This is a genomic window from Corynebacterium sp. FDAARGOS 1242, from assembly GCF_016889985.1.
GTDB lineage: Bacteria > Actinomycetota > Actinomycetes > Mycobacteriales > Mycobacteriaceae > Corynebacterium > Corynebacterium minutissimum_B.
The window spans coordinates 1511948-1534274 of the sequence record NZ_CP069568.1; the positions used below are offsets into that span (position 1 = coordinate 1511948).

At 60.3% G+C, this 22327-nt stretch carries 18 protein-coding genes; 10 read left to right on the plus strand and 8 right to left on the minus strand.

Going from position 1 to position 22327, the window contains the following annotated elements:
* Positions 1-109: 109 nt before the first annotated feature.
* On the plus strand, positions 110-1030 hold the full coding sequence (locus I6J72_RS07215; protein WP_204098701.1) for a hypothetical protein: 921 nt from the start codon (positions 110-112) through the stop codon (positions 1028-1030).
* A 16-nt stretch (positions 1031-1046) separates the two neighbouring features.
* Here the strand turns inward: I6J72_RS07215 and purH are convergent, their stop codons facing one another.
* The 3 genes from purH to I6J72_RS07230 are packed head-to-tail and all read right to left on the minus strand — an operon-like array spanning position 1047 to position 4875.
* A complete protein-coding gene (gene purH, locus I6J72_RS07220) occupies positions 1047-2579 on the minus strand; it encodes a bifunctional phosphoribosylaminoimidazolecarboxamide formyltransferase/IMP cyclohydrolase (RefSeq protein ID WP_204098702.1) in 1533 nt (510 codons plus the stop codon).
* Between the two features lie 43 nt (positions 2580-2622).
* On the minus strand, positions 2623-3228 hold the full coding sequence (purN, locus tag I6J72_RS07225) for a phosphoribosylglycinamide formyltransferase (RefSeq protein WP_204098703.1): 606 nt from the start codon (positions 3226-3228) through the stop codon (positions 2623-2625).
* A gap of 42 nt (positions 3229-3270) precedes the next feature.
* Complete coding sequence (locus tag I6J72_RS07230) at positions 3271-4875, minus strand: DUF6350 family protein (RefSeq protein WP_204098704.1); 1605 nt, start codon at positions 4873-4875, stop codon at positions 3271-3273.
* A gap of 406 nt (positions 4876-5281) precedes the next feature.
* Here I6J72_RS07230 and I6J72_RS07235 point away from each other — a divergent pair, with 406 nt between their 5' ends.
* The 5 genes from I6J72_RS07235 (at position 5282) to I6J72_RS07255 (ending at position 11363) form a co-directional block, all read left to right on the plus strand.
* Entirely contained in the window at positions 5282-6034 is a 753-nt protein-coding gene (locus tag I6J72_RS07235) for a M23 family metallopeptidase (RefSeq protein ID WP_115024248.1), read from the plus strand.
* A 189-nt stretch (positions 6035-6223) separates the two neighbouring features.
* A complete protein-coding gene (locus tag I6J72_RS07240; RefSeq protein WP_204098705.1) occupies positions 6224-6775 on the plus strand; it encodes a PadR family transcriptional regulator in 552 nt (183 codons plus the stop codon).
* The gene (locus I6J72_RS07245; RefSeq protein ID WP_204098706.1) at positions 6772-7488 is read left to right on the plus strand and encodes an ABC transporter ATP-binding protein; all 717 of its coding nucleotides are present in this window, start codon (positions 6772-6774) and stop codon (positions 7486-7488) included. The genes I6J72_RS07240 and I6J72_RS07245 overlap by 4 nt, the downstream gene beginning before the upstream one ends.
* Position 7489: 1 nt before the next feature.
* Entirely contained in the window at positions 7490-10177 is a 2688-nt protein-coding gene (locus I6J72_RS07250) for an ABC transporter permease (protein WP_204098707.1), read from the plus strand.
* Between the two features lie 433 nt (positions 10178-10610).
* The gene (locus tag I6J72_RS07255; protein ID WP_204098708.1) at positions 10611-11363 is read left to right on the plus strand and encodes a M23 family metallopeptidase; all 753 of its coding nucleotides are present in this window, start codon (positions 10611-10613) and stop codon (positions 11361-11363) included.
* An 8-nt stretch (positions 11364-11371) separates the two neighbouring features.
* On the opposite strand, the gene pcrA is transcribed toward I6J72_RS07255, so the two are convergent.
* A complete protein-coding gene (pcrA, locus tag I6J72_RS07260) occupies positions 11372-13954 on the minus strand; it encodes a DNA helicase PcrA (protein WP_204098709.1) in 2583 nt (860 codons plus the stop codon).
* A gap of 121 nt (positions 13955-14075) precedes the next feature.
* Here pcrA and I6J72_RS07265 point away from each other — a divergent pair, with 121 nt between their 5' ends.
* From I6J72_RS07265 to pgi, 4 genes are all read left to right on the plus strand, one after another.
* Entirely contained in the window at positions 14076-14438 is a 363-nt protein-coding gene (locus I6J72_RS07265) for a chorismate mutase (protein ID WP_204098710.1), read from the plus strand.
* 25 nt (positions 14439-14463) lie between these two features.
* The gene (locus I6J72_RS07270; protein WP_204098711.1) at positions 14464-15306 is read left to right on the plus strand and encodes a hypothetical protein; all 843 of its coding nucleotides are present in this window, start codon (positions 14464-14466) and stop codon (positions 15304-15306) included.
* A 151-nt stretch (positions 15307-15457) separates the two neighbouring features.
* The gene (locus I6J72_RS07275; RefSeq protein WP_070672456.1) at positions 15458-16378 is read left to right on the plus strand and encodes a trypsin-like serine protease; all 921 of its coding nucleotides are present in this window, start codon (positions 15458-15460) and stop codon (positions 16376-16378) included.
* An 82-nt stretch (positions 16379-16460) separates the two neighbouring features.
* Positions 16461-18095, plus strand: coding sequence for a glucose-6-phosphate isomerase (pgi, locus tag I6J72_RS07280; RefSeq protein ID WP_204098712.1), 1635 nt, complete (start codon positions 16461-16463; stop codon positions 18093-18095).
* A gap of 276 nt (positions 18096-18371) precedes the next feature.
* On the opposite strand, the gene I6J72_RS07285 is transcribed toward pgi, so the two are convergent.
* The 4 genes from I6J72_RS07285 to I6J72_RS07300 form a co-directional block, all read right to left on the minus strand.
* Positions 18372-19580, minus strand: a complete 1209-nt coding sequence (locus tag I6J72_RS07285) for an IS110 family transposase (RefSeq protein ID WP_070672735.1) — start codon at positions 19578-19580, stop codon at positions 18372-18374.
* 331 nt (positions 19581-19911) lie between these two features.
* Entirely contained in the window at positions 19912-20976 is a 1065-nt protein-coding gene (locus tag I6J72_RS07290) for an HNH endonuclease signature motif containing protein (protein WP_204098713.1), read from the minus strand.
* 51 nt (positions 20977-21027) lie between these two features.
* Complete coding sequence (locus I6J72_RS07295; protein WP_070672447.1) at positions 21028-21441, minus strand: YccF domain-containing protein; 414 nt, start codon at positions 21439-21441, stop codon at positions 21028-21030.
* A 10-nt stretch (positions 21442-21451) separates the two neighbouring features.
* Positions 21452-22273 (minus strand): Fpg/Nei family DNA glycosylase, encoded by an 822-nt coding sequence (locus I6J72_RS07300; RefSeq protein ID WP_204098714.1) that lies wholly within the window; start codon positions 22271-22273, stop codon positions 21452-21454.
* Positions 22274-22327 lie beyond the last annotated feature (54 nt).

Here is a 22327-nt window from a genome sequence, read left to right on the forward strand (position 1 = left end):
CCGACGGGGAGTATCCCTCGAATCTGCCGAGACGCCCGCGCCCTCTGCGCACTACGGTTTACATTGTTAGAGACACTTCCCTCACTTGTGGAAAGGCTTTCGCGTACCCATGACTTTTTCTCCTGGACCTTCAGGTACACCACCAGGACACTCCGGGGCTCACTCCGGATTTGGCGCTCCCCGCCCTGGCTTTGGCCAGTCAGGTGGCGGCACCAATAACCCCGGCACGCCCGGCGGTTTCGGTACACCACCGCCGTTCGGCAGCCGCCCGCAAGCACCGAACTCGTATCAGGGCCCTCATCCAGGCTCCCCTGCCGGAAGCGGTGGCGCCCAGTCTCAGCCGGCCTTCGGAGGCGCGCCTACCCCACCGCCAGGGCAATCCCACTACCCGGGCCAAGCGCAACAGCCGCAACCCCCGCAGCAACCGCAGCCCCCACAAGCAACGCCGTACTCCGCCCCGCCTTCCCCGAAGGGCAAGGGAAAGTTTAGTGGCGCAATAGCAGCGCTCATCGCGATTCTGGTGGTCCTCGCCATTGTATTGGGAGTCGGCGCCTGGTTTATCTGGGGACGTGACTCCTCCGGAAGTGAGCAAGCGGGCGCATCCGCAGAACCGACGACAACTGCCGTTGTCGCAGGGACCCCCATAGGTGCGCACGACGGCATTTCAACCGACCTCGCCGAGGAGAACGCAGTCATTGCTCGTACGCTGTTCCCGGATTCCTATGTGTCCCGCTCGGGCAGCACTAATATCGCCGATATTCATCTGGCTCAAGGCCAAAGCCAGCTCAATGCTGTCTTTGGTTTTATCGATGACCGCGACAACACGGATGTCGCCAGCGCCAACGTGACTGTCACCGGTAGCGACGGCACTGAGCTCGCAGCCTTCGATGTTCCCGTGGATGAGGCCCTGGAAATGCCCATCCATGTCGGCGAACATCAAGAGTTTCGGTTTACCTTTACGTACAAAGATAAAGACGGAAATCCCGTCGACAATACCGGCTTTGCGGTGGCCTCACTGAACGCGCAGTGACGCCACCGTCAAAGCTCTAGTGGAAGAAGTGACGGGTTCCGGTGAAGTACATGGTTACGCCAGCCTTCTGAGCGGCCTCAATGACCTCTTCGTCGCGGATGGAACCACCCGGCTGAACAACGGCCTTCACGCCGGCGTCGAGAAGCACCTCTAGGCCATCGGCAAACGGGAAGAAGGCATCGGAGGCGGCGAAGGAACCCTCGGTGCGGTTAGCACCGTCAGCCAGCGTGTTGGCGCGCTCGACTGCCAGCTTGGCAGAGTCCACGCGGTTGACTTGGCCCATGCCCACGCCCACGGTGGCGTTGTCCTTAGCTAGCAGAATGGCGTTGGACTTCACCGCGCGAACCGAGCGCCATGCAAACTCAAGCTGTGCCAAGTCGGACTCGTTGAGCGCCTCACCAGCAGCCAAGGTCCAGTTGGCCGGGTTATCGCCCTCGGCCTGGTAGGTATCCGGCTCCTGGGTGAGCATGCCGCCGGAGATGAATTTAACTTCTTCCTCCGGTGCTTCGTGCTCTGCCTGCAGCACGCGCAGGTTCTTCTTGGCCTTAAGAACCTCGATGGCGCCTTCTTCATAGGACGGCGCCACGATGACCTCGGTGAAAATGTCTTTGACCTGCTCGGCCATCTCCACGGTGACCTCGCGGTTGACGGCGATAACACCACCGAAAGCAGACATCGGATCACAGGCGTGGGCAGCGCGGTGAGCGGCCGCGATGGATTCCTCAGACACGGCGATGCCGCAGGGGTTGGCGTGCTTGATAATGGCCACGCAGGGGCGCTCGTGGTCCCAGGCGGCGCGCCAGGCGGCGTCGGCATCCTGGTAGTTGTTGTAGCTCATCTCCTTGCCGTTGAACTGCTTCGCATTGGCCAAACCGGTGGTGCCAATGCGGGTTACGGTCGCCTTTTGGTGGGAGTTCTCGCCGTAGCGCAGCGGGGTGGTCTCTGCTTCTTCGCTGAGCTGGTCCACGAACCACGCGGACACCGCGGCGTCGTAATCAGCGGTGTGTAGGAAGGCATCCCGAGCCAGACCGCGGCGCTGCTCTAGGGTAAAGCCGCCGTTGGCCACCGCGTCACCCACCTCGCCGTAGCGAGCTGGGTCCACGACCACAGCAACAGAAGGGTGGTTCTTGGCAGCCGCGCGCACCATGGACGGTCCGCCGATATCGATCTGCTCCACGCAGCCATCGAAGTCAGCGCCGGAAGCTACGGTCTCGCGGAAGGGATACAGGTTGACCACGACGAGTTGGAAGGGCTCTACCTCCAGCTCGGAAAGCTGGTTGAGGTGGTCTTCCTTGCGGGTATCCGCCAAGATGCCCGCATGCACGCGCGGATGCAGGGTCTTCACGCGGCCCTCCAGACACTCGGGGAAACCGGTGAGCTTTTCCACGGGGGTGACCTCGATGCCCAGATCCGCAATTTTCTTCGCGGTGGAACCGGTGGAGACAATCTCCACGCCGGCCTTGTCGAGGGCCTGGGCAAGGTCCTCCAAACCGGTCTTGTCGTACACGCTAATAAGTGCGCGTTTGATGTTCTTACGATCCTCGCTCATGGTGTGGGGACTCTAGCCTTCCTTGCGTTTGTTGCAGCGATTGTTAAAGCTCAATAGTCAGTGCTGCGTCTTGTACGCGGATAGCACGCAGGACAGTGACAATGAGTTCTCTTTCGACCACCTTGATGCGCTCGTGCAGGCTGGCCTCATCATCCTCCGGCAGCACCCGCACGGGTTCTTGGGCGATGATGGCGCCCGTATCGACGCCGGCATCTACAAAGTGGACGGTCGAGCCTGTGACCTTGGCACCGTAGGCCAGCGCATCGCGCACGCCATGCGCCCCTTTGAAGGCTGGCAGGAGTGCCGGGTGAGTATTGATGGTGCGCCCTTCAAAGCGGTCCAGAAAATCCTTGCCCAGGATCTTCATGAAGCCCGCAGAAACAACAACGTCTGGCTGTGCAGCATCTACTGCATCAACCAGACGTCTATTCCATTCGGCGCGATCCTCACCCATCTCCACGACTTCGGTGGCGATTCCCGCTGCCTGTGCACGCTCGATGCCCTGACAAGGCACGTCCGCGATAACTTTCGCCACGGCATAGTGTTCGTCCTGACCATGGAGGATGGCCTGCAGCAAAGAGCCGGTTCCAGAGACCAGAACGACGACATTGAGACGGGCAGAAGCAGCGGGCTGGCGTGGTGTAGTCACGCGCTCCAGCCTAGCGCCTGCGGGGAGCAAACAGAGAATTACTTAACCCTGGGAGGCGCCCTCATCACGATCAGGGTCTGCGGGCACGTGCTTGGCGACGTCCCCCTCATCCCCCTCATCAGTGTCGTCCACCTCAGCGTCGATGACGTCCGAGTCCTCCGGGCTCTCGGAGTTGACGCCGAGCAGTGCTGAGACCGGCACGGCATTCGCAGGCCGGGTGCCCTCTGTTTTCTCTGCGTCCGCAGCTGCCTTCTCGTTGTCCACAGCTGCCTTCTCTGCGTCCACAGCTGCCTTCTCTGCGTCCGCAGCTGTCTTCTCAGTGTCCGCAGCGGCCTCGACGTCGCCTTCGCTACTACGGCGAGCGCGCCAGGACAAGAGCGCATTGGCGGCGGCGAAGCCAGCACCGACGACGAGGCACCACAAGGCACTAAGCCCTACGGCCGTCCATAGCTCAGGTCCGGTATAGCCGTAGACACCGAGTGCACCAGAGGTGCCGTAGATCGCAGCGAAAGCAGCGACAGCGGCAACGACGGCAGCGACCAAGGCCACCTGGAAATTCACCAGCGCTCGGCGCCGTGCAAAAGCTACGCCGGCAACAATTGCGGGAAGCACAAAGAGAGCAACCGCCCAGGAGCTAATACTCGGCGGTACTGCCGCAGCCAGTGGCAGCGGAGGCAGCGGCACCATATGGCTGCTGAACAAGCTGACACTCGTGTCCGGCCCAACGTGTAGCTCGGAGCCACTCAGCACGGACGCGGCAGCAATAACGGCGTTAGGCATATAGAGAATGCTGAGCAAAACCAGGCCAGCCGTACCTACCGAGTCAAGGACCGGATACTCCGCCAGCATCTCAGCTTGGCGTTGCCAGCCCACTGCCCACAAAACAAGAACGAGGACCAGGCTCACGATGGCCAAGTAGCCGAGGTAGCTGAGGCCGATCCGGGAGGCGTCGACAAGCACGCGCGGCACCCCACTGCGCTTGGCCAGAGCCTTCCACAGGCGAGTCCCCATACCGCCAATTAGAGCAGCCGCATGGAGCAACAGCATGCGGGGCAGCACAACGTACAGGGCCGGCGGGGAGACATCATAGGCCTTGCCCGCGTCCCACAGCATGAGCCACGCAAGGCAGGTCAACGCTAAAGGAACCAGGAAGACGCAGGCAGTCAGCACGAGGAGGTCATTGATACTGACCTTGTCTTTAATAGCTACGCGCACCCGACGTCCTACCAACCACGCCAGCAGTACCGCAGGTAATCCCGGCAAGAAACCAAGGTCAATTCCCCCCGCCCGAATAGGAGCGAGGTTAAAGACCATCCAGGCTTCCGCAACGATGGTGTTAAACCACGCCGAGGGCGAGCTCGTGAGCAACAGCGCGGCAATGACCACGACGATGATGCCCAACACGACCACCAGGTTGGGGACGGCGACCACCATGAGCATGCGACGGATACGCTCCCGCAGCGTGGTGGGCCCCTGGGCGCGGCGCGCCTTAGCCTTAGCGGACTCCACCCCTTTAATTCGCTGAGCAGGCGCGCGGCGATCGCGGCGGGTGGGGCGCTCGGTTCGCTCACTATCCTGACCATGTCCACGCACCTGGGTGCGCGGCCGCGTCGCCGACCGTGACTGGGGACTCGTGTTCTTATTCATTGGCGTCCACTTTGCCACGCTCCCCTCCCCCGTCGGGGGTGGCGCGGCGAGGCTAGACCCAAATGATTAATAAGCTGCAGCTGACACGTGAAAAGTAGGGCACAAGCCCCAGCGGCGACTGCAAATTTTCAGCCTTGAGATTTAAACTCTAAGATAAGTGCAAAATCGATTGCACTACCCCCGCTTAGTCACCACAGTATTCACACAGATCACCTCCAGTACCATTACTGTTAGGATTTACGGCACATAAACAAGAAAAACCGCAAACCGGGTTGCCCTCGCTTTCCTGAGACGCTACTGTTACATTCCGTTGGTAACAGGAAGGTCACAATCGGGTAACCAACCGGCAGAGAACGTAACGTTTGCGCCGGGCGGACGATAGTGAATGAAGACGGAAGTAGAGTTCATGCGAAGCAAGACTCAGCGGAGCGCAGGTCGCCACCGCAAGATCACCACCTCGCAGACCGCGAAGGGACGCATTGCAGTCGTCACCGTCGCCGCTGGTGCCGTATCCACCGCTGGCGTAGGTGGTGCAGCCGCCGGCACCATCCAGTCGAGCGGAACTGAGGAGACCAAGACCCAGTCCATCGACTACACCCTGCAGGCAGATACCGATCCGTTGAAGGACGCACAGGCCTCCATCCAGGATGCTGCCCCACAGATTCTTGCAATTGCTGAGTCCAAGCCGGTATCCGATCTGGCCGCTCAGCTCGATAAGGCCATCCAGGCCGCTGATGCCCGCGCTGCTGCCGATGAGGCAAACCGCGCTCCGTCCGTTGCCCGCCCGGCAGAAGGTGTCTTCACCTCCGGCTTCGGCCCGCGCTGGGGTTCTTTCCACTCCGGCATCGATATCGCTAACGCCGTAGGTACCCCCATCCTGTCTGTCATGGACGGCACCGTTATCGATTCCGGCCCGGCCTCCGGCTACGGTCAGTGGATTCGCATCAAGCACGATGATGGCTCCATGAGCGTCTACGGCCACATGCAGACCCTCGATGTTGCCGTGGGCGAGCGCGTCCACGCCGGCCAGAAGATTGCTGGCATGGGCTCCCTGGGATTCTCCACCGGCTCCCACCTCCACTTCGAAATTCACCCCACCGGTGAAGGCGCTGTAGACCCCATCCCGTGGCTCGCAGAGCGCGGCGTCAACATCTCCTAAATCTTTGAACGCTTCATAGACCTTCCACTACGCCGAACGGCGGCTCCGGGCAGACATGCCTTGGGCCGCCGTTCGGCGTTTTAACCTTTTACCCCCGTCTTGCCCCAAACCCTTGACCGCACCGAAGGTTACCGGGTAACTTACCGGGTATGCACCAACTTTTCTCCACATCTCCGCCAGGAGGTGACCATGTCCGTTAAACACTCCGTCCTCGCCCTTCTCAGCGAGGAACCTGCTACAGCCAGCCACATCAAAACCCGCTTTGCTGATTCCTTCGATGGCCTGTGGCCACTCAACATGGGCCAGGTAGCACAGACCTTGAGCCGCCTCGAGCGCGATGGTCTCATCGCCACCGATGGTGAACTCACCGGGCCCACTGGGCGCCGCGCCACGAGCTATGCCATTACCGACGCCGGGCGCACCGAGCTTGCCGAATGGTGGACATCCACAACCCACAAGGACAGCATCGAGCGCGACGAACTCGTTCTCAAAGTCACGCTTGCGGCTCGCCGTTCAGACGTCGACGTCATCGCCGTGCTAGACGCCCAGCGCTTCGCCACCGTTCGCCAACTCCGCGAGCTCAACCGTCAGGCCGCTGAACTTCCCGCCGAACGCAGCGCTCAACGCCTCGCTGTTGAACGGCAAATTTTCGACCTGGAATCCCTCTCACGCTGGCTCGACCGCGTGGAATCCCTCACCAACCCATCCGCCCCCACGTCTTCAGAGGAGGCCCCGAAATGACCCCAGAATCAGTGCCAGCATCCCGGAACACTCCCTACCCGCTCGAACTCGAGAACATCACCTGCGTCTTTGGCAGCGGTGCCCGCCAGGTCACTGCCCTGGATTCAGTAAACCTCCAACTGTCCCCCGGCGAACTCGTCGCCGTAATGGGACCGTCTGGTTCCGGTAAGTCCACGCTGCTCAATGTCGCTGGCCTGCTTCAGCCGCCGACATCGGGCCGCGTGCTTCTCGACGGCGCCGATGCCTCCCAACTCTCCAAATCCAAGGCCGCGCTTGCCCGCCGCCGCCATCTGGGCCTCGTATTCCAGCACTTCAACCTGGTCTCCTCGCTCACTGTCGGCGAGAATGTCGCCCTTCCCCTAGAACTGGACGGCCTCAATCCTGCGCAATGCCGCGAAGCAGCTGAGGAAGCACTCAGTGAGGTCGGCCTTGACGGCACCATCGACCGCTTCCCCGAGGAGATCTCTGGTGGCCAAGCGCAGCGCGTCGCCATCGCTCGCGCGCTCATCGGCCCACGCAAGGTGCTGCTCGCTGATGAGCCGACCGGCGCCCTCGATACCGCAACGAGTGAGGACATCATGAAGGTCCTGCGCTCTCGCATTGACGCCGGTGCATCCGGGCTTCTGGTCACACACGAGCCACGCTTCGCCGGCTGGGCAGACCGCGTTGTCATGGTTCGCGATGGCCGCCTCACCGGCGAGGAGGCGCGTTAACATGTCAGCCATTAATGCTGCCACCCGCCCAACACGACGTGACCTCTGGCGTCACCCGTGGCGCACGTTCGCGGCGGTCATCCTCATTGCTTTGCCGGTTGCGCTCGTGGTGGGATTCTCCTTGTTCGAGGCGTCTTCCACATTCAATACTTTCCTTCTGTCACCCGATCGCAGCATCCAGGTCCGCAGCGACCAGAAGGAGACCACCAACGCTGATGTTCCCGAGCTCGCAGCTGAGATCCTCCCCGAAGGAACAACCGTCTCACCTATCACTAGCTTCGCCAACACGTCAGTGCTCTTAGGCGACCAGTCAACCAGTTCCTGGCTGGTGCAGTTTGATGCGGAGAATCCACCGGAGAAGGCGAGGGAAGTCGTCGACAAGCTGGGGCTTGGGCCGAACGAGATCGTCCTATCCCGCAGCTCTGCCCGCGAGCTCGATGCCGCCGTGGGCGATACCGTGACGTTCCTGGGGCGGTCCATCGACGGCGAGCACCACGCCACCGTAGCCGCCATCGGGCCAGACAACTTCGATTTCGTCACCGCCCCTGCCTTAGGAGATCCCCCGGATCACACATCTGCCAGATCGACGTGGGCCATCAACGGCGATGTCCAGCTCACCTCTGAAATGGAGGACGCCGCCGCGCAGCAGGGGCTCGACCTGTGGGGCCCCGAACTAGGCGAATCACTCCCAGACCAGGGAAGAACACCCACCCCTGCGGAAGTACTGGAAACCGTCGTATTCTTCGTGTTCTTCGCCAGTGTCTATATCATCGCTGGCCTCCTCATTTTGTTCCTCCTTGCTCCTGTATTCACACTCGCCATGGGGCGCAACACACGCCTGTACGCGCTTATGTCCAGTCAAGGAGCGATGCCGCGCCACATCATGTTGGCGGTTATGGCCTACGGTTTCTTCATGGGCGTTTTAGGCGCCACGATCGGCTTGACCCTGGGACTGGGTGGCGGATGGCTGGCGTGGACGGCGCGGTACCCGGACTTCCCCGTTCATCTGCCATGGGCTGAGTGCCTCGTTGCCTGGCTCGTCGCAGTCGTGGGATCAGTGGTGGTGTCCATCGTCCCGGCGTGGCTGGCTCAACGCAGCGCCTTGGCCGCGGCTATTCAGGGCGGCGCTCCCGACCGTCTGCTGCGCTTCCGGCCGTGGATGGCCATCGGCCCTGTGGCGTTGCCGCTCCTGTTACTCCTCAGCTTCACCCCGTTTGGCAGGACGTTTTCCGCCCTCATCGTGCTCTTCGGCATGATCGCCATCGCCGGCTCCGCCCCCGCACTAGTTTTCCTTTGCTCGAAGATTGCCCGGCGAGGGCCTTTGGCGCTGCGTCTTGCTGGCCGCAGTCTGACCCGCCGCAGCATGCATGCGTTGCCGACAGCCATCGCTATTGTTGCTGTCTCTTTCGTGGCAACAGTGCTCGGCGTGTCCACCATGACCGCGGCCGCCAAGCACCGCGCCGAAGAGCAGATCATCATGCCGAGGACCTCGGCGCTCATCCAGAGTGGAACGTACGGCGATCCTGTGGAGGAATCAAACGAGGCGGAGCGCGCGGCTGCCGACGCCGTCATCAACACCGCCCCAGGCTCCATTCACCCCTATTACACGTACCCTTCCCATGAGGGTTACTTCTGGAGTGAAGAAGAACGAGAGGTCTACGACCTCAGCACCGAGTTTGATTTTGTGTGCGAGCAGGTTGATATCACCGTGCCGGTTGAGAGGGCCGTGTTCATCGACTCGCAGGGGCGCCGTACCGATGAATCAGAGGAAGCGCGCGAAGAGTGTGCGCACGAGATGATGACATTGTTCGTCAGCAACTCGTTGGTCTCTGATACCCGCCTCATCCAGGCTGACTCTTCGCAGCTGGACCTGTGGCAGTTCGATACCGACCAGGACCGCCAGGCTGCCGCCCGCACGCTCGATGCCGGTGGCATTGTCCTTGCCCACAATTCTCATGTCGGCGCGCACACTGAAGGCACGGTGACCGTGGATACGTACAAGGATTATTCTGCCACCGCAAAGAGCGACACACGTTCTGCCGACCTGCCCATCGCCGAGGCTTTGCCGACCATGGCACGTGACATCGTGCTCATCAGCCCGCAGGCAGGCGAGGCCTTGGGAATGGAGCCAATGTATGTGGGTCGCGCTATTGCGTTAAACCAGGATCCAGACGACACGACGCGCGAGGAGCTTAACGACGCCGCCGCCCAAGCCTCCCAGTCCCAGTACTACCTCGCCTGGGCTTCGAGCCCCGTGGAGGACGTTCGCTTCTACCCGGCCCTCGGCATGGGTGTAGTGTGCTTGGTGGTTCTAGCGCTCATCATCGCCAATGCCGCGACAAGCATGCGCCAGGAAAATAATGTGTTCCAGTCCATCGGCGCTGACCCGGGGCTCATGTCACGGGTGTCAGCGTGGCAGACCTGGCTGGTGGCCACGGCAAGCATGCTCTTCGGTGTGCTGGCTGGCCACATTGGCACGTATGTCTTCTCCGATAACCCGCGCTACCTACTTGATCCGCCGCCCTATGCGCTGCGCGGGCAGGATTACTTCGTGCCAGACTGGTGGTCCTTCCTCGCCGTACTCCTCGTACCGCTGGTGGCTGCCGCACTTGCTGCTGCCGTGAACCGAACGCGCGAGGGGGCAGCACTTACCGCCCGCGACCGCAGCGAAAGTAGATCGCTGACATAGAGGCTCCAGCGTGGCCTTCACGGTCGCGCGAAGGTTCTCCTCCTCTGCCCTGGCTCACCATCAGGTAGCCGGGGCTTTCGCCGTGATGACACCCCCATCACCCACCCCCATTCTTTAAACCTTTACTTTACCCTTGTAACAATTTTCACTCCCGTCACACGCGTAACATGCAGGGCTGTTCGATAGTTTTTCGAACAATCCCTGTGTTTACCTGCAATTTCTCCCATTGCGCAGGGGGTCTGCCCAGGATAGTTTGTATCTCGTTGCCACACGGGCTCACACATCAACGCTTCAGCGTTGGCGTGTCGCTGGCCGCGCGGCACACAGCGGCTGTTATGGCCGCATCCCATCACTCACATGATTCTGTGCGAGGACTACCTCGCTGAGAGACACCGATACAGCAAGCCAGAGCAGCACAAAAGGACGTGAAGTTATGAAGCGCACCCTCTGCGCACTCGCCGCCGTGGCCGCAAGCGCGACCGCGACCGTTGCAGCACCGGCGTTCGCCGCCGAACCCGCAGCGAGCGTGGACGTTTCCGATGGCTCCTCCAAGGGGACTGTCGAGGCGGACATCAACGAAGAGTCCAAAGTAGACCTCTTCAAGGCTGTCACGGGACTGCTCACCTCAACGGCCAGCGCTATGAACGGCGCATCCGTCCCTACCGTCAATGCCACCGAGAGCGGATACGACATCGTTCTCGACCCATCTAGCATTCCTGGACTCGCAGAGGCATTCGCCCCCGATGGCGATCACTCCGGCCTCACCCCTATGCGCGGCGAGGATGCGGATGGCAACACCGTGGTGTTCCCGACGTCCGGCACGTTCACCTCTGGCTTCGGCCCACGCTGGGGTACCTTCCACAACGGTATCGATGTGGCGAACCCCATCGGCACCCCGATCTACGCCGTCATGGACGGCGAGGTCATTTCCTCTGGCGCAGCCCAGGGCTTTGGCAACTGGATTCGCATTCAGCACGATGACGGAACCATCACGGTCTACGGCCACATGCCCAGCGACCAGCTCCTGGTCAACGTGGGCGACCGCGTGGAAGCCGGCGACCAAATTTCTGTCATCGGCAACGAGGGCCACTCCACCGGCCCGCACCTGCACTTCGAGGTTCACCCAGGCGGCGGCGCAGCCGTTGACCCAGTGGAGTGGTTCGCCGAGCGCGGCATCCTCATCTAGAAGCTCGTTTAGAGCTTTTCCATCGGCACACCGCCGATGAGCATGAGGCGGACTTTGCCCGCTGAACCGAAGTCCACGGTAACCGTTGCGCGCGCACCGGTTCCGGAGGCCTCGATGACCGTGCCCAGCCCGTACTTCGCGTGGTTGACGCGGTCCCCTACAACTAAATTGAGATGGTTATTCTTCGGCATTGATGTGGCCGAAGCTGGCCTGCGCGTGCGCTGCGAAGGGGAAGACGTAGCGCCTCGCGAGCCCGAGCCGCCTTGGCCGCCTCGTCCTCGGGAGCGGAAAAACCCGCTGTCCGAGCCAAAGCTGCGTCCATAGTAGTAAGAGTCATCTCCACCCCACGCGCTGGACAGAGAGCTGTCTGGTTCTTCACGGCGCCAGTCGATGAGGTCCTCCGGGACCTCGGCGAGGAAGCGACTGGCCGGGTTCGTCACTGGGTTACCCCACGACGAACGAAGAATCGCGCGCGTGAGGTAGAGCTGCTCCCGAGCGCGGGTAATACCCACGTAGGCAAGGCGGCGTTCCTCACTGAGCTCTTTCGGGTCACCTAAAGAGCGCATGTGCGGGAACTGGCCGTCCTCCCAGCCGGTAAGGAATACCACTGGGAATTCAAGGCCCTTTGCGGTGTGCAGAGTCATCAGTGTGACGACTCCGGATTCGTGGTCCGGAATCTGGTCCGCGTCTGCCACGAGCGAGACTTTTTCAAGGAAGGCCTGCAACGAACCCGGCGCGGCTTCGCCCTCCGCAAGCTCAGGAGTCTCTTGTGCATCCGCGCCGGTAAACGCCATCTGGTTGGCTGCCTCTGAGCTGAATTCACGAGCTACGGACACCAACTCGTTGAGGTTATCCAGACGGGCCCCGTCCTGCGGGTCGTTAGAGTTTTCCAGTTCGGCGCGGTAGCCGGTGGCATCAAGCAGTGCATTCAGCAGCTCTCCTAGGTCTGGCTGGCCGGTAACCTCATTGGTCATGCCGGGCAGCTGTTCACGCACGCCGTCCATCATCTCGTTAAATTTGCTCACCGCATTAACTGCGCGTGTTCCCAGCCCAGCGACTTGTCCGTCCGCAGCGTCCCGCAGAGCAGCACCGAAGCTGATGCCTAGGTTCTCCGCGTGGAGAGCAATCTGTGCTTGGGCTTTGTCACCGATGGCGCGCTTAGGCACGTTGATGATGCGGCGCAGACTCACCGTGTCATCCGGGTTATCCATAATGCGCAGGTAAGCCACGAGGTCTCGAATCTCGCGGCGTTCATAGAAGCGTGTTCCGCCTACCACCTTGTAGGGAATGCCGGAACGCACGAACACATCCTCAAGCGCACGGGAGGCATTATTCGTGCGGTACATGATCGCGATATCGGAATAGGACTTCCCCTTGTCCGCAAGAGAATCGATCTCCGAGGCGATATAGCGTGCTTCATCGTGCTCGTTGTCAGCCACGTAGCCCACAATCTGCTCGCCTTCGCCGTGTGCCGTCCACAGATTCTTCTTGCGGCGGCCCTCATTCTTGGCAATGACAGCATTCGCTGCGTTCAAAATGGTTTGGGTCGAGCGGTAATTTTGTTCCAGAAGAATCGTGTGCGCTTGCGGGTAGTCGCGCTCGAATTCTTGGATATTACGGATCGTGGCTCCACGGAAGGCATAAATAGACTGGTCCGAGTCACCCACCACGCACAATTCAGGAGCATCGTGGGGAAGCTCTCCCCTGCCCACCAAGGCAGATACGAGTGCGTACTGCGCGTGGTTGGTGTCCTGGTATTCGTCGATAAGCACATGCTTGAAGCGGCGACGGTAAAACTCCACCACCTGTGGGTGCTGATTGAAGATGCGCACAACCTCACCAATGAGGTCATCAAAATCCAGTGAGTTCGCTGCACGCAGGCGGCGCTGGTACTCTTCGAAAACCTTCGCCACGGTGAGTTCGAAGGGATTCTTCGTCTTCTCCGCTTCCGCACGCGCCTCTTCCGGGGAGATAAGTTCATTCTTGCGGTTCGAAATCTGATTAGCCAGAACGCGAGCAGAGTACTTCTTAAGGTCCAGCTGCATGTCTTTGGCAATCATGGTGAGCAGCCGACGTGCATCATCACCGTCATAAATAGTGAAGTTCGTATTCAGCCCCGGCACGAGCTGCGCATTGTTGCGCAAGATGCGTACACAAATGGAGTGGAACGTAGACACCCACATGCGCTCAGCCACTGGGCCAACGAGCTGGCCGACGCGCTCCTTCATCTCTGCAGCTGCCTTGTTGGTAAAGGTGATGGCGAGAATCTGCCAAGGAGCTACCCCGCGCGAGCGCATAAGAAAGGCGATGCGTCGCGTCAACACTGCCGTCTTTCCAGATCCCGCACCGGCAACAATAAGCAGCGGCGAGCCCGAATGGGTAACGGCTTCTGCCTGCTGTGGGTTGAGTCCTTCCAGCAAGGGGTCAACGCCCCTTTCCGGCTCTTCTGGTTCCGGTTCCGGCTCCATTGGTGGCTCCGGCGGCAGACCAAACAAGGCATCGTCGGCAGCAGGTTCCGCAGGGGCAGGGCTAAACGGTGAAGAGGACTGTGGCGCGGAGGGACGAGGGCTAAAAGGAGATTCGTTGTTCATAATGCTCTCCAACCTACTAGCCCCGCCAGACATTCCCCTTAAACCACATGCCACCTGCACCAACCACGGAACCAACAGAAGCGATTCCTTTTTGTTTGGCGGGGTGGCAGAATCTGATGCCATGAGCGCTTCACATGCTGATTCTTCCTCCGCGAGCCTAAAACCAGAGCACCACAACCCCAACGTGGTCGATAACGGGCTTGACATCCGTATGCCGTCCGGTACGGACGATCCGTTGAGCGATGCCGAGATTCAACGCTACCGCGAAGAAATCAACCGGCTTGACCGCGTCATTCTTGACGCTATCAAGCGCCGCACCGATATTTCGCGCACAATAGGTAAGACTCGCATGAGCTCCGGCGGTACGCGCCTAGTTCATACCCGCGAGATCGCCATTCTCAACGAGTTCCGTGATGAGCTCGGTGAGGAAGGCCCCTCCATTGCCTCCGCTCTGCTCCGATTAGGTCGCGGCAAGCTGGGCTAGACCCGCCGAACAGGACCACTCAACCATGAAAATTCTCTCTCGCATTCTCTCTACAGTCACCGCAGCTGCCATCGCTGTGAGCCTCTGGGCTCCTGCAGCACAGGCCCAGATGGGCTTGGCGCAGCTCAGCTCAGGGTCATCGCAGCTTGATATAGGTGGCCTCGCTGATGCCATTGCTCCCACAGGGGATGGCAGCATCACGCTTCCAGGAAACCTGCAGCCGGAGATTTATGTCTCCGACCGGAATGCTGCTCAGTACTTCACCAACGCTGGACGCGTCGAGCCTGGATCTGCAATCTACAACCACGACGAACAGAAGAAATGCTCTGCAGGTCATATTGTGGGCGATGGGCACAACGTCTTTGTTGTCACCGCTGGGCATTGCGGCAATCCCGGTCACCGCTTCTACTACCGTGACCGCGCGGGCAACCCCGTGTTCTTCGGCCAGATGACCGTAGAGACCCGCAACACCAACCGGGACGGTTATATCTCTTCACCCGACATCGGCCTCATCCAGATCACCAACCCCGCCGCGCAGTACTCCGCGACACCAGCGCTCAAGGGCAAGGTCAATGGTTGGTTGTCCCTCGAACAAGTCGATCGGATAAAGCCAACCATCTGTCGCATTGGTGCTACCCGCGGGTACTCCTGCGGCAATTACCTCACTGCGAAACCAGAGATCGGTGCCTTCTTCTTCGGAAACGACGGCTATTTCGGTGATAGTGGCGGGGCAGTCTATGCGCTCATTGATGGTCAGTACTACCCCGTGGGTATCTACTCCGGCTCTCTGACCACAGATAACCGGATTACGATGGCTATGGAATTAGGTCACATCATGAATCACTTCGGGCTCAAGGTCTATTCCTAGGAATCAGCCCTGCGTTTGAGGCCACTGTGGGGAGTCCGCCACCCCGCCAACTGTGTCGTCACACACTCAAACTTTTCGGTGTGCCCGTGGACAGCCGCGGACTGCTCCCCAACTGAGAACAGAGGCGTTCAGCATGCGCTAAGCTCACGGCATGCGCCTTCCCTCCCGCCTCGCGGCTTCTCTCCTCGCCATCACCTCCGCTGTCGTGCTCAGCGCCTGCGGCAGTTCTTCTTCCACGGTCGCAACGATTACCACGACTACGCTGAACCTTCCGGGTGCAGGCGCCGGTCTGGAGGGCGGCGGCGCCCCTGATAATGAGCAGCACCCCGATACGCAGGCCTCGGAGAAAGGCTCGGACAAGGTCCTCGATGGCGACGCGCTGTGGGATAACACCACCGAAATTCCCCAAGCCGAGCGTCCAGAGCCGCGCGTTGACCTAGCCCAGCCGGAAGCGGCCGAATACTTCATGACGGCAGGAGTGCTGACCCCGGGTGTTGCAATCTACAACCTCGAAAATAGCGGACGCTGTTCCGCAGGCCATTTTGCGGGCGACGGCCAGCGCCTCTTCATTCTCACCGCAGGCCACTGCGGCGATAAAGGCGATACGTTCTATTACAACGACAGCGCCGGAAACCGCGTCAAAATTGGTGAGATGGTCCTAGAGGCGCGCAACACCAACACCGAACACATTAACTCCGCCGATATCGGCCTAATCGAAGTATCTAATCCTGCAGCCAAGGTATCCACATCCCCGGCTCTCAACGCACCGTTGATCGGATGGATGAGCCTTGACGAAGTCGACCTGGCACACCCCACCATCTGCCGCGCTGGCTCCACGCGAGGGGTTTCTTGTGGTAACTATCTTGGGCGAGATGCTGACCAAGGGTTGTTTGCCTTCGGTAACGACAGCGACCGTGGAGACAGCGGCGGCCCCGTCTACGCCGTCATCGATAACGAGCTCTACGCCGTGGGCGTCATGTCATACGTCGTTGATGAGCCCAATAATCAGGAAGCCGGCGCCATGGAAATTGGCAACACAATGCAGCATTTTGGTCTTACCCTCTACATCTAACTCCCCCAGCAGCATCGCACGTTCTGGACTACGGTGGAAACAGTAAGTTTCCTGTCTGCTACCTGCCAGAAAGGCTTTTGCAATGGACATCACCGCACAGCCACAATGGGCCGCGCTCACCTCTCTTTTTGAGAGCAAGAAGGACCTCAATTTGCGCGAGCTCTTCGCCAGCTCTCCTTCCCGCGCCACCGACTACTCCTTCGACGCCGCGGGCCTACATGTGGATCTGTCGAAGAACCTCATCGATGAGGACGTCGTGTCCAAGCTCGTGGACCTCGCCCGCGCCGCGGACGTCGAAGGGCGCCGCGATGCCATGTTCGCCGGCGAGCACCTCAACAACACTGAGGACCGCGCTGTGCTGCACACCGCGCTTCGCTTGCCTGTGGAGAAGGACTTGAGCGTTGACGGCCAGGACGTTGCTGCTGATGTCCACGAGGTGCTCGGCCGCATGCGCGACTTCGCCACCGCTTTGCGCTCCGGCGCGTGGCTGGGGTATACAGGCCACACCATCAAGAAGGTCGTCAACATCGGCATCGGTGGCTCTGACCTGGGGCCAGCCATGGCCGCCAAGGCCCTGCGCTCCTACGAGGTAGCGGGCATCAGCGCAGAGTTCGTCTCCAACGTTGACCCGTCGGATCTCGCCGCGACTCTCGACGGCCTCGACGCCGGCTCCACCCTCTTTATCGTGGCCTCCAAGACTTTCACCACCCAGGAAACCCTGGCCAATGCTCATGCCGCGCGCCGCTGGCTCATCGAGCAGTTTGATGGTGATGAGTCGGCCGTCGCTAAGCACTTCGTTGCAGTCTCGACCAACGCGGAGAAGGTCGCCGAGTTCGGCATCGATACCCAGAACATGTTCGGTTTCTGGAACTGGGTGGGCGGGCGCTACTCCGTCGATTCCGCCATCGGCCTGTCCCTGATGTGCACCATCGGCCCGTTGGACTTCATGCGCTTCCTCGAGGGTTTCCACGCCATGGATGAGCACTTCCGCACCGCGCCTCTGGAGAAGAACGTTCCGGTGCTCATGGGCCTGCTCGGCGTGTGGTACTCCAACTTCTTCGGCGCGCAGACCCACGCGGTTCTGCCCTACTCCGAGGACCTCGGCCGCTTCCCGGCCTACCTGCAGCAGCTGACCATGGAATCCAACGGCAAGTCCGTTCGCCGTGATGGCACCGCAGTCAGCGCCGGTACCGGCGAGATTTACTGGGGCGAGCCAGGCACCAATGGCCAGCACGCCTTCTTCCAGCTCATGCACCAGGGCACCCAGCTCATCCCGGCGGACTTCATCGGCTTTGCCCGCCCGAAGGAAGACTTCCCCACTGCGGACGGCACCGGCTCGATGCATGACCTGCTCATGGGCAACTTCTTCGCACAGACCAAGGTCCTGGCCTTCGGTAAGACTGCGGAAGAAATCGCCGCCGAGGGTGTGGACGAAGCCCACGTTCCGCACAAGGTCATGCCGGGCAACCGCCCCACCACCACCATTCTGGCGGAGGAGCTCACCCCGCAGACCCTTGGCGCGCTCATTGCGCTCTACGAGCACATCGTGTTCACCCAGGGCATCATCTGGGACGTCAACTCCTTCGACCAGTGGGGCGTGGAGCTGGGCAAGCAGCAGGCCAATGACCTGGCACCGGCTGTCTCCGGCAAGGAGGAGGCCGCATCCGGCGATGGTTCCACGGATGCCCTGATTGGCTGGTACCGCAGCCACCGTTAAGCACTGCTTGGCGACGTCTCCCCCCCGGCCGAACGGTCGGGGGGTCACCCGTTTTTAACGGGCAATCGACGTGTGGGATCGCCACCGCCGCGGAGGCCTTGTGGGGGCGTCCGCGTGGGCGGTGTGGTGCTTGGGGGGTGTTCCTATATAGTTTGTCAACCTCGCGGGTGGATTAGCCGGGGTTGATTTTTCAGCCGGGGTTGTTTGGCCGTGTTGTTTTCTGGCATGGCTGTTAGCCGACTGGGGTTTCCCAGTCGGCTGTTTGGTTCTTGGGGTTTAGGCTGCTTTGACTTCCTGTGATTGGTCGGGATCGCGGTAGTACTCGTGGTTGCTCATCATGGCGTATAGGACGTTGAGCCGTCTGCGGGCTAGTGCTACGACTGCAGCGTTGTGTCTCTTGCCTTCACGGCGCTTTCGTTCATAGAATTGCCGTGAACGCTCGTGGAATCTGATGGATGCAAAAGATGATTGCCATAGGGCGTTCTTTAATTTTTTATTGCCAGCTCTGTTCAGTGAGTTCGACATGATTGAGGTTCCGGACTGATTCGTTCGGGGTGATAAGCCAGCGTAAGAGGCTAGGTGCGCAGCTGTCGGGAAGTCGGACATGTCGCCCGCGGTCATGAGAATTTGGGCAGCCGTCTTCGGCCCGATTCCTGGCATGGATAGCAGGATTTGAGTGTGGGGGATGTCGTTGATGAGCTCGATGACTTCCTGCTCGATTTGTTTGCGGTGCTCGAGCTTTAAAAGCGCGTCCTTCGCCGACATTGCTACGCCCATTTCGGCATATTGTGCACCAGCAATGGCGACTGTTTGCTCAGAGATGGCAGCGAATATGGCATCGATGACGGGCTCGGGATTGCGTGCCTTATAGCGTCGAGCGAAGGCAGCTGCTTTGGCTTTTCCGAGGCGCTTTATCTTGGTCGGCCCGCCGTAGCGTGCAAGTAGGTGCAGAACCCATTTGCGGTGGATCACCTGGCCGCGAAGGGCTTGCTCGAATTGCGGGTAGCAGCCAACTAGTGCACTTCGAATCTGATTGATGAGCCTGGTGTAGGAGCGCGCTAAGTCTTCGTCGATGCCGTTGAGGACTTTCAACTGGAGAAAGGCTTCTTCGACGCGGTCGACACTGCGGAGGGATTCCGGAAGGTTCTTTGCAGCGTGGGCGATGATATATGCATCCCGGATATCAGTTTTGGCATTACCAGCGTGGATACGTGAGAGTTGACGCATAGCCAAACCTGGAAGGTAGCGCACATCGATTCCGATATCTTGGGCAACCGCGACAGTTAGTCGCCCAATGTTATTGGGCTGGTCCACGACGACAAGGACCTTGTGGTCGTTTGCGCTAAACGTTGAAAAGAGTGTGCGCAGGGATTTTTCGTTTTGGTTGATACGCTTTGATAGCACTTGGGCGCCGTCGATATCTAAGACGCAAGCGTGGTGAAAGTATTTGCCAACGTCCATGCCGATGACATAGTCGTAGGTCATGCCAGACCTCCTAGCGAATTGAACGAGTATGAGACTTATTTCATCGCTGGTGGTCGGACATACTTCACGCTGGCATCCACATTACTTGAGACCTCACACATCCTGTGTGGGTCAGGTTCCTATTAGCAGTCTGGAGTATGTCACTGCCTTCGGCGGCATCACCCCCCGGATCATTTTCAGACAGGGACGAAAACAAGCCATACCGAAGCCAGCGACTAGTTCCGCTGCCACAAGGCAGAAGGAACGCAGATAAACATAGCCTGCCCCAGCATGGGGCTAGGAGTACGAATCCTGGGCTCCTTCAAGCGGAACTGCTAACAACGTAATGGGGTTAGCCTGGCCGGGGGAGGTTGTTCTGGGCTTGTTGGTAAGCCGCCTGGGCAGTGATTGGTTCTCCCCAGGGCGGGATGTAGTCCACCTCTCCGCGTAATCGGAAGACGTAGCCGGCACCGGTGGGTTTCTCCGGGTCATCATCGTTAATACCGTTGTGGTAGGCACACAACATGGTCAGATTCGGCGGGTCGGTGGTACCGCCTGCTTTCCACGGCACCAGGTGATGCACGTGGGCATAATCAGCCGGTTTGTTACAGCCTTTCCTGGCGCAGGTCGGGTGCTCGGCACTGGCCATGATGCGCTGCTCAAACCCGGCGAGGCGTTTCATGCGGTGCAGCCACACCGGCCCGATGGTGGGGTGGATGAGGGTGACGTAGCCGATCTCAGCAAACTTGTAGTTCAAAAACTGCGTGCCGGTCATCCGGCCACCGTTGGTGAGCTCGAGGATGATGTCATCCCCGTCGCCGGAGATAATCTTGTCGAGCTTGTCTAAGGTCACCACCACGCTGGTGAATACGGCGGGTTTGGTTCCGCCGTGGGACTTGTTGAAGAAGACGTGCTTGGCTGCCTCCAACAGATTGTCCTGGTTGAGAGATTCTAGAACGCCGCGCATCTCGGTGACGGTCATGGGGTCATCGGTAATGGTGAGTGAATGCGGGCCTTCCGAGCGGTAGGTCATGCGCACCCCAGGTTTCGGCACATGTTTAGGCTTGAGTTCTTTTAAGCGCTTGGCTGCTACGGCTGGGATGTTTGGTGCTGGGGTGTCGACAAGCTTGAGGCGTAGGTTCCAGGCATGCAGCTGATTTTTCAGCTTCTTGGTGTAGGACTCAATCAGACTGAGCGTGGCTAAGTCGTGGCCTTGCTCTGCGGCCCGGTGGCGGGCTTGGCGTTGTTTGCCCGTGAATTTCGTGGTGCCGAAGTAGACGTGGTTTAAGCGTGCCAGTTCGGTGGCATCAGCTAGCGAAGCGCCGAGTGTGCGTAAACGTTTCTCGCCTCCTACCGCTTGCTCCACCAACGTGATCCCCGAGTTGCGGTAGGAGAAATAGGTCTCTAAATCCCCCATGACCCAGAACCCTAAAACACCCCAGGAAACCCCGCAACCGGAGAGAAAATTTTAGAGCTTGATCATCGACTCCCAGCCGAAGGGGATCTCATCAGAATCGACGATCTTGCGGCCGAACGGGAAGCACGTCACCGGGATCATCTTCAGGTTGGCCCAGGCAACCGGAAGGCCCACGATAGTCACGGCCTGGGCCGCTGCGGTGGTGACGTGACCGATGGCTAGCCACAGGCCAGCGACCAGGAACCAGACAACGTTGGAGAACCGCGACATGCCACCAGTACCCTTGACCGGCTGAATGACGGAGCGCCCGAAAGGCCACAGCGCGAAGTTCGCCATGCGCATCGAGGCCACGCCCGCAGGGATGGTCACGATGGGGATGCAGGCCAGGATGCCAAGGAGGAAGTAGCCCAGTGCAAGGACAAGGCCACCAGTTGCCAACCAGATGATGTTAAAAATGATCTTCATACATCCCAGCCTAGCGGCGCGGCTGGCAGTGTGGGCACCACCAGATCACACGTTCCAACTCACCTTCGTCACCGCCGGCATCCACTCCGCCCAGCATGGCCTTCTCAATGAGTGTGCCGCAGCGCCGGCAACGCTGACGGTTGCGCCCGAAGACATACGTCGTCTCCCCTGCCCGCTTCACACCGGTGGTCACGCGTACCGGCGAGTCCCGGTTGGCCCAGATGAGGCGGCGGGAGAGGGTGAGGATATGGGGAACGTCGACAAGCGCTACCGGCGTCGCTGGATGAACGCCGGCCAAGAAGCAGATTTCGGCGCGGTACTCGTTGCCCAAGCCCGCCACGTTGCGCTGGTCCAGGAGGGCCGCACCGATGCTGCGCTCAGGGCGGGACTCGATGCGGCGCACGGCCTCCTCAAAGCCTCCTTCTGACCACTCCGGCGCGAGGATGTCGGGGCCCAGGTGCGCCATGCGCTGCTCAAACTCGCGGGCGGGGAAAACCTCGACCAGCCCTAGCCAGTGCCCCACCAACTCGATGTCGCGCGGGGAGTTCTCTAACTGCAGCACCACGCGCGCGCTGTGGCCCGGCTTGCGCCAGCGGTCCCCGGCGTAGTGGATGGCCCACGTGCCCTCCATCTTAAGGTGGGTATGCAGGATGAGCTCGCCACCAAAATCCATGAAGAGGTGTTTGCCATAAGGCCAGACTTCCTCGCACACTAGCCCGTCAAAGCGCACGGTGGCATAGCGGGGCACGCGCAGGGATGAATAGGTCACGCGCCGGTCTTCCATGAACTGCAGACGGTTGGACAGCTGCAGAACGGAATCACCCTCTGGCACAGTAGAACCTCCTCACCGAACGGGTGCCTACTCTACCGGTGCGTCCTTTCCCAC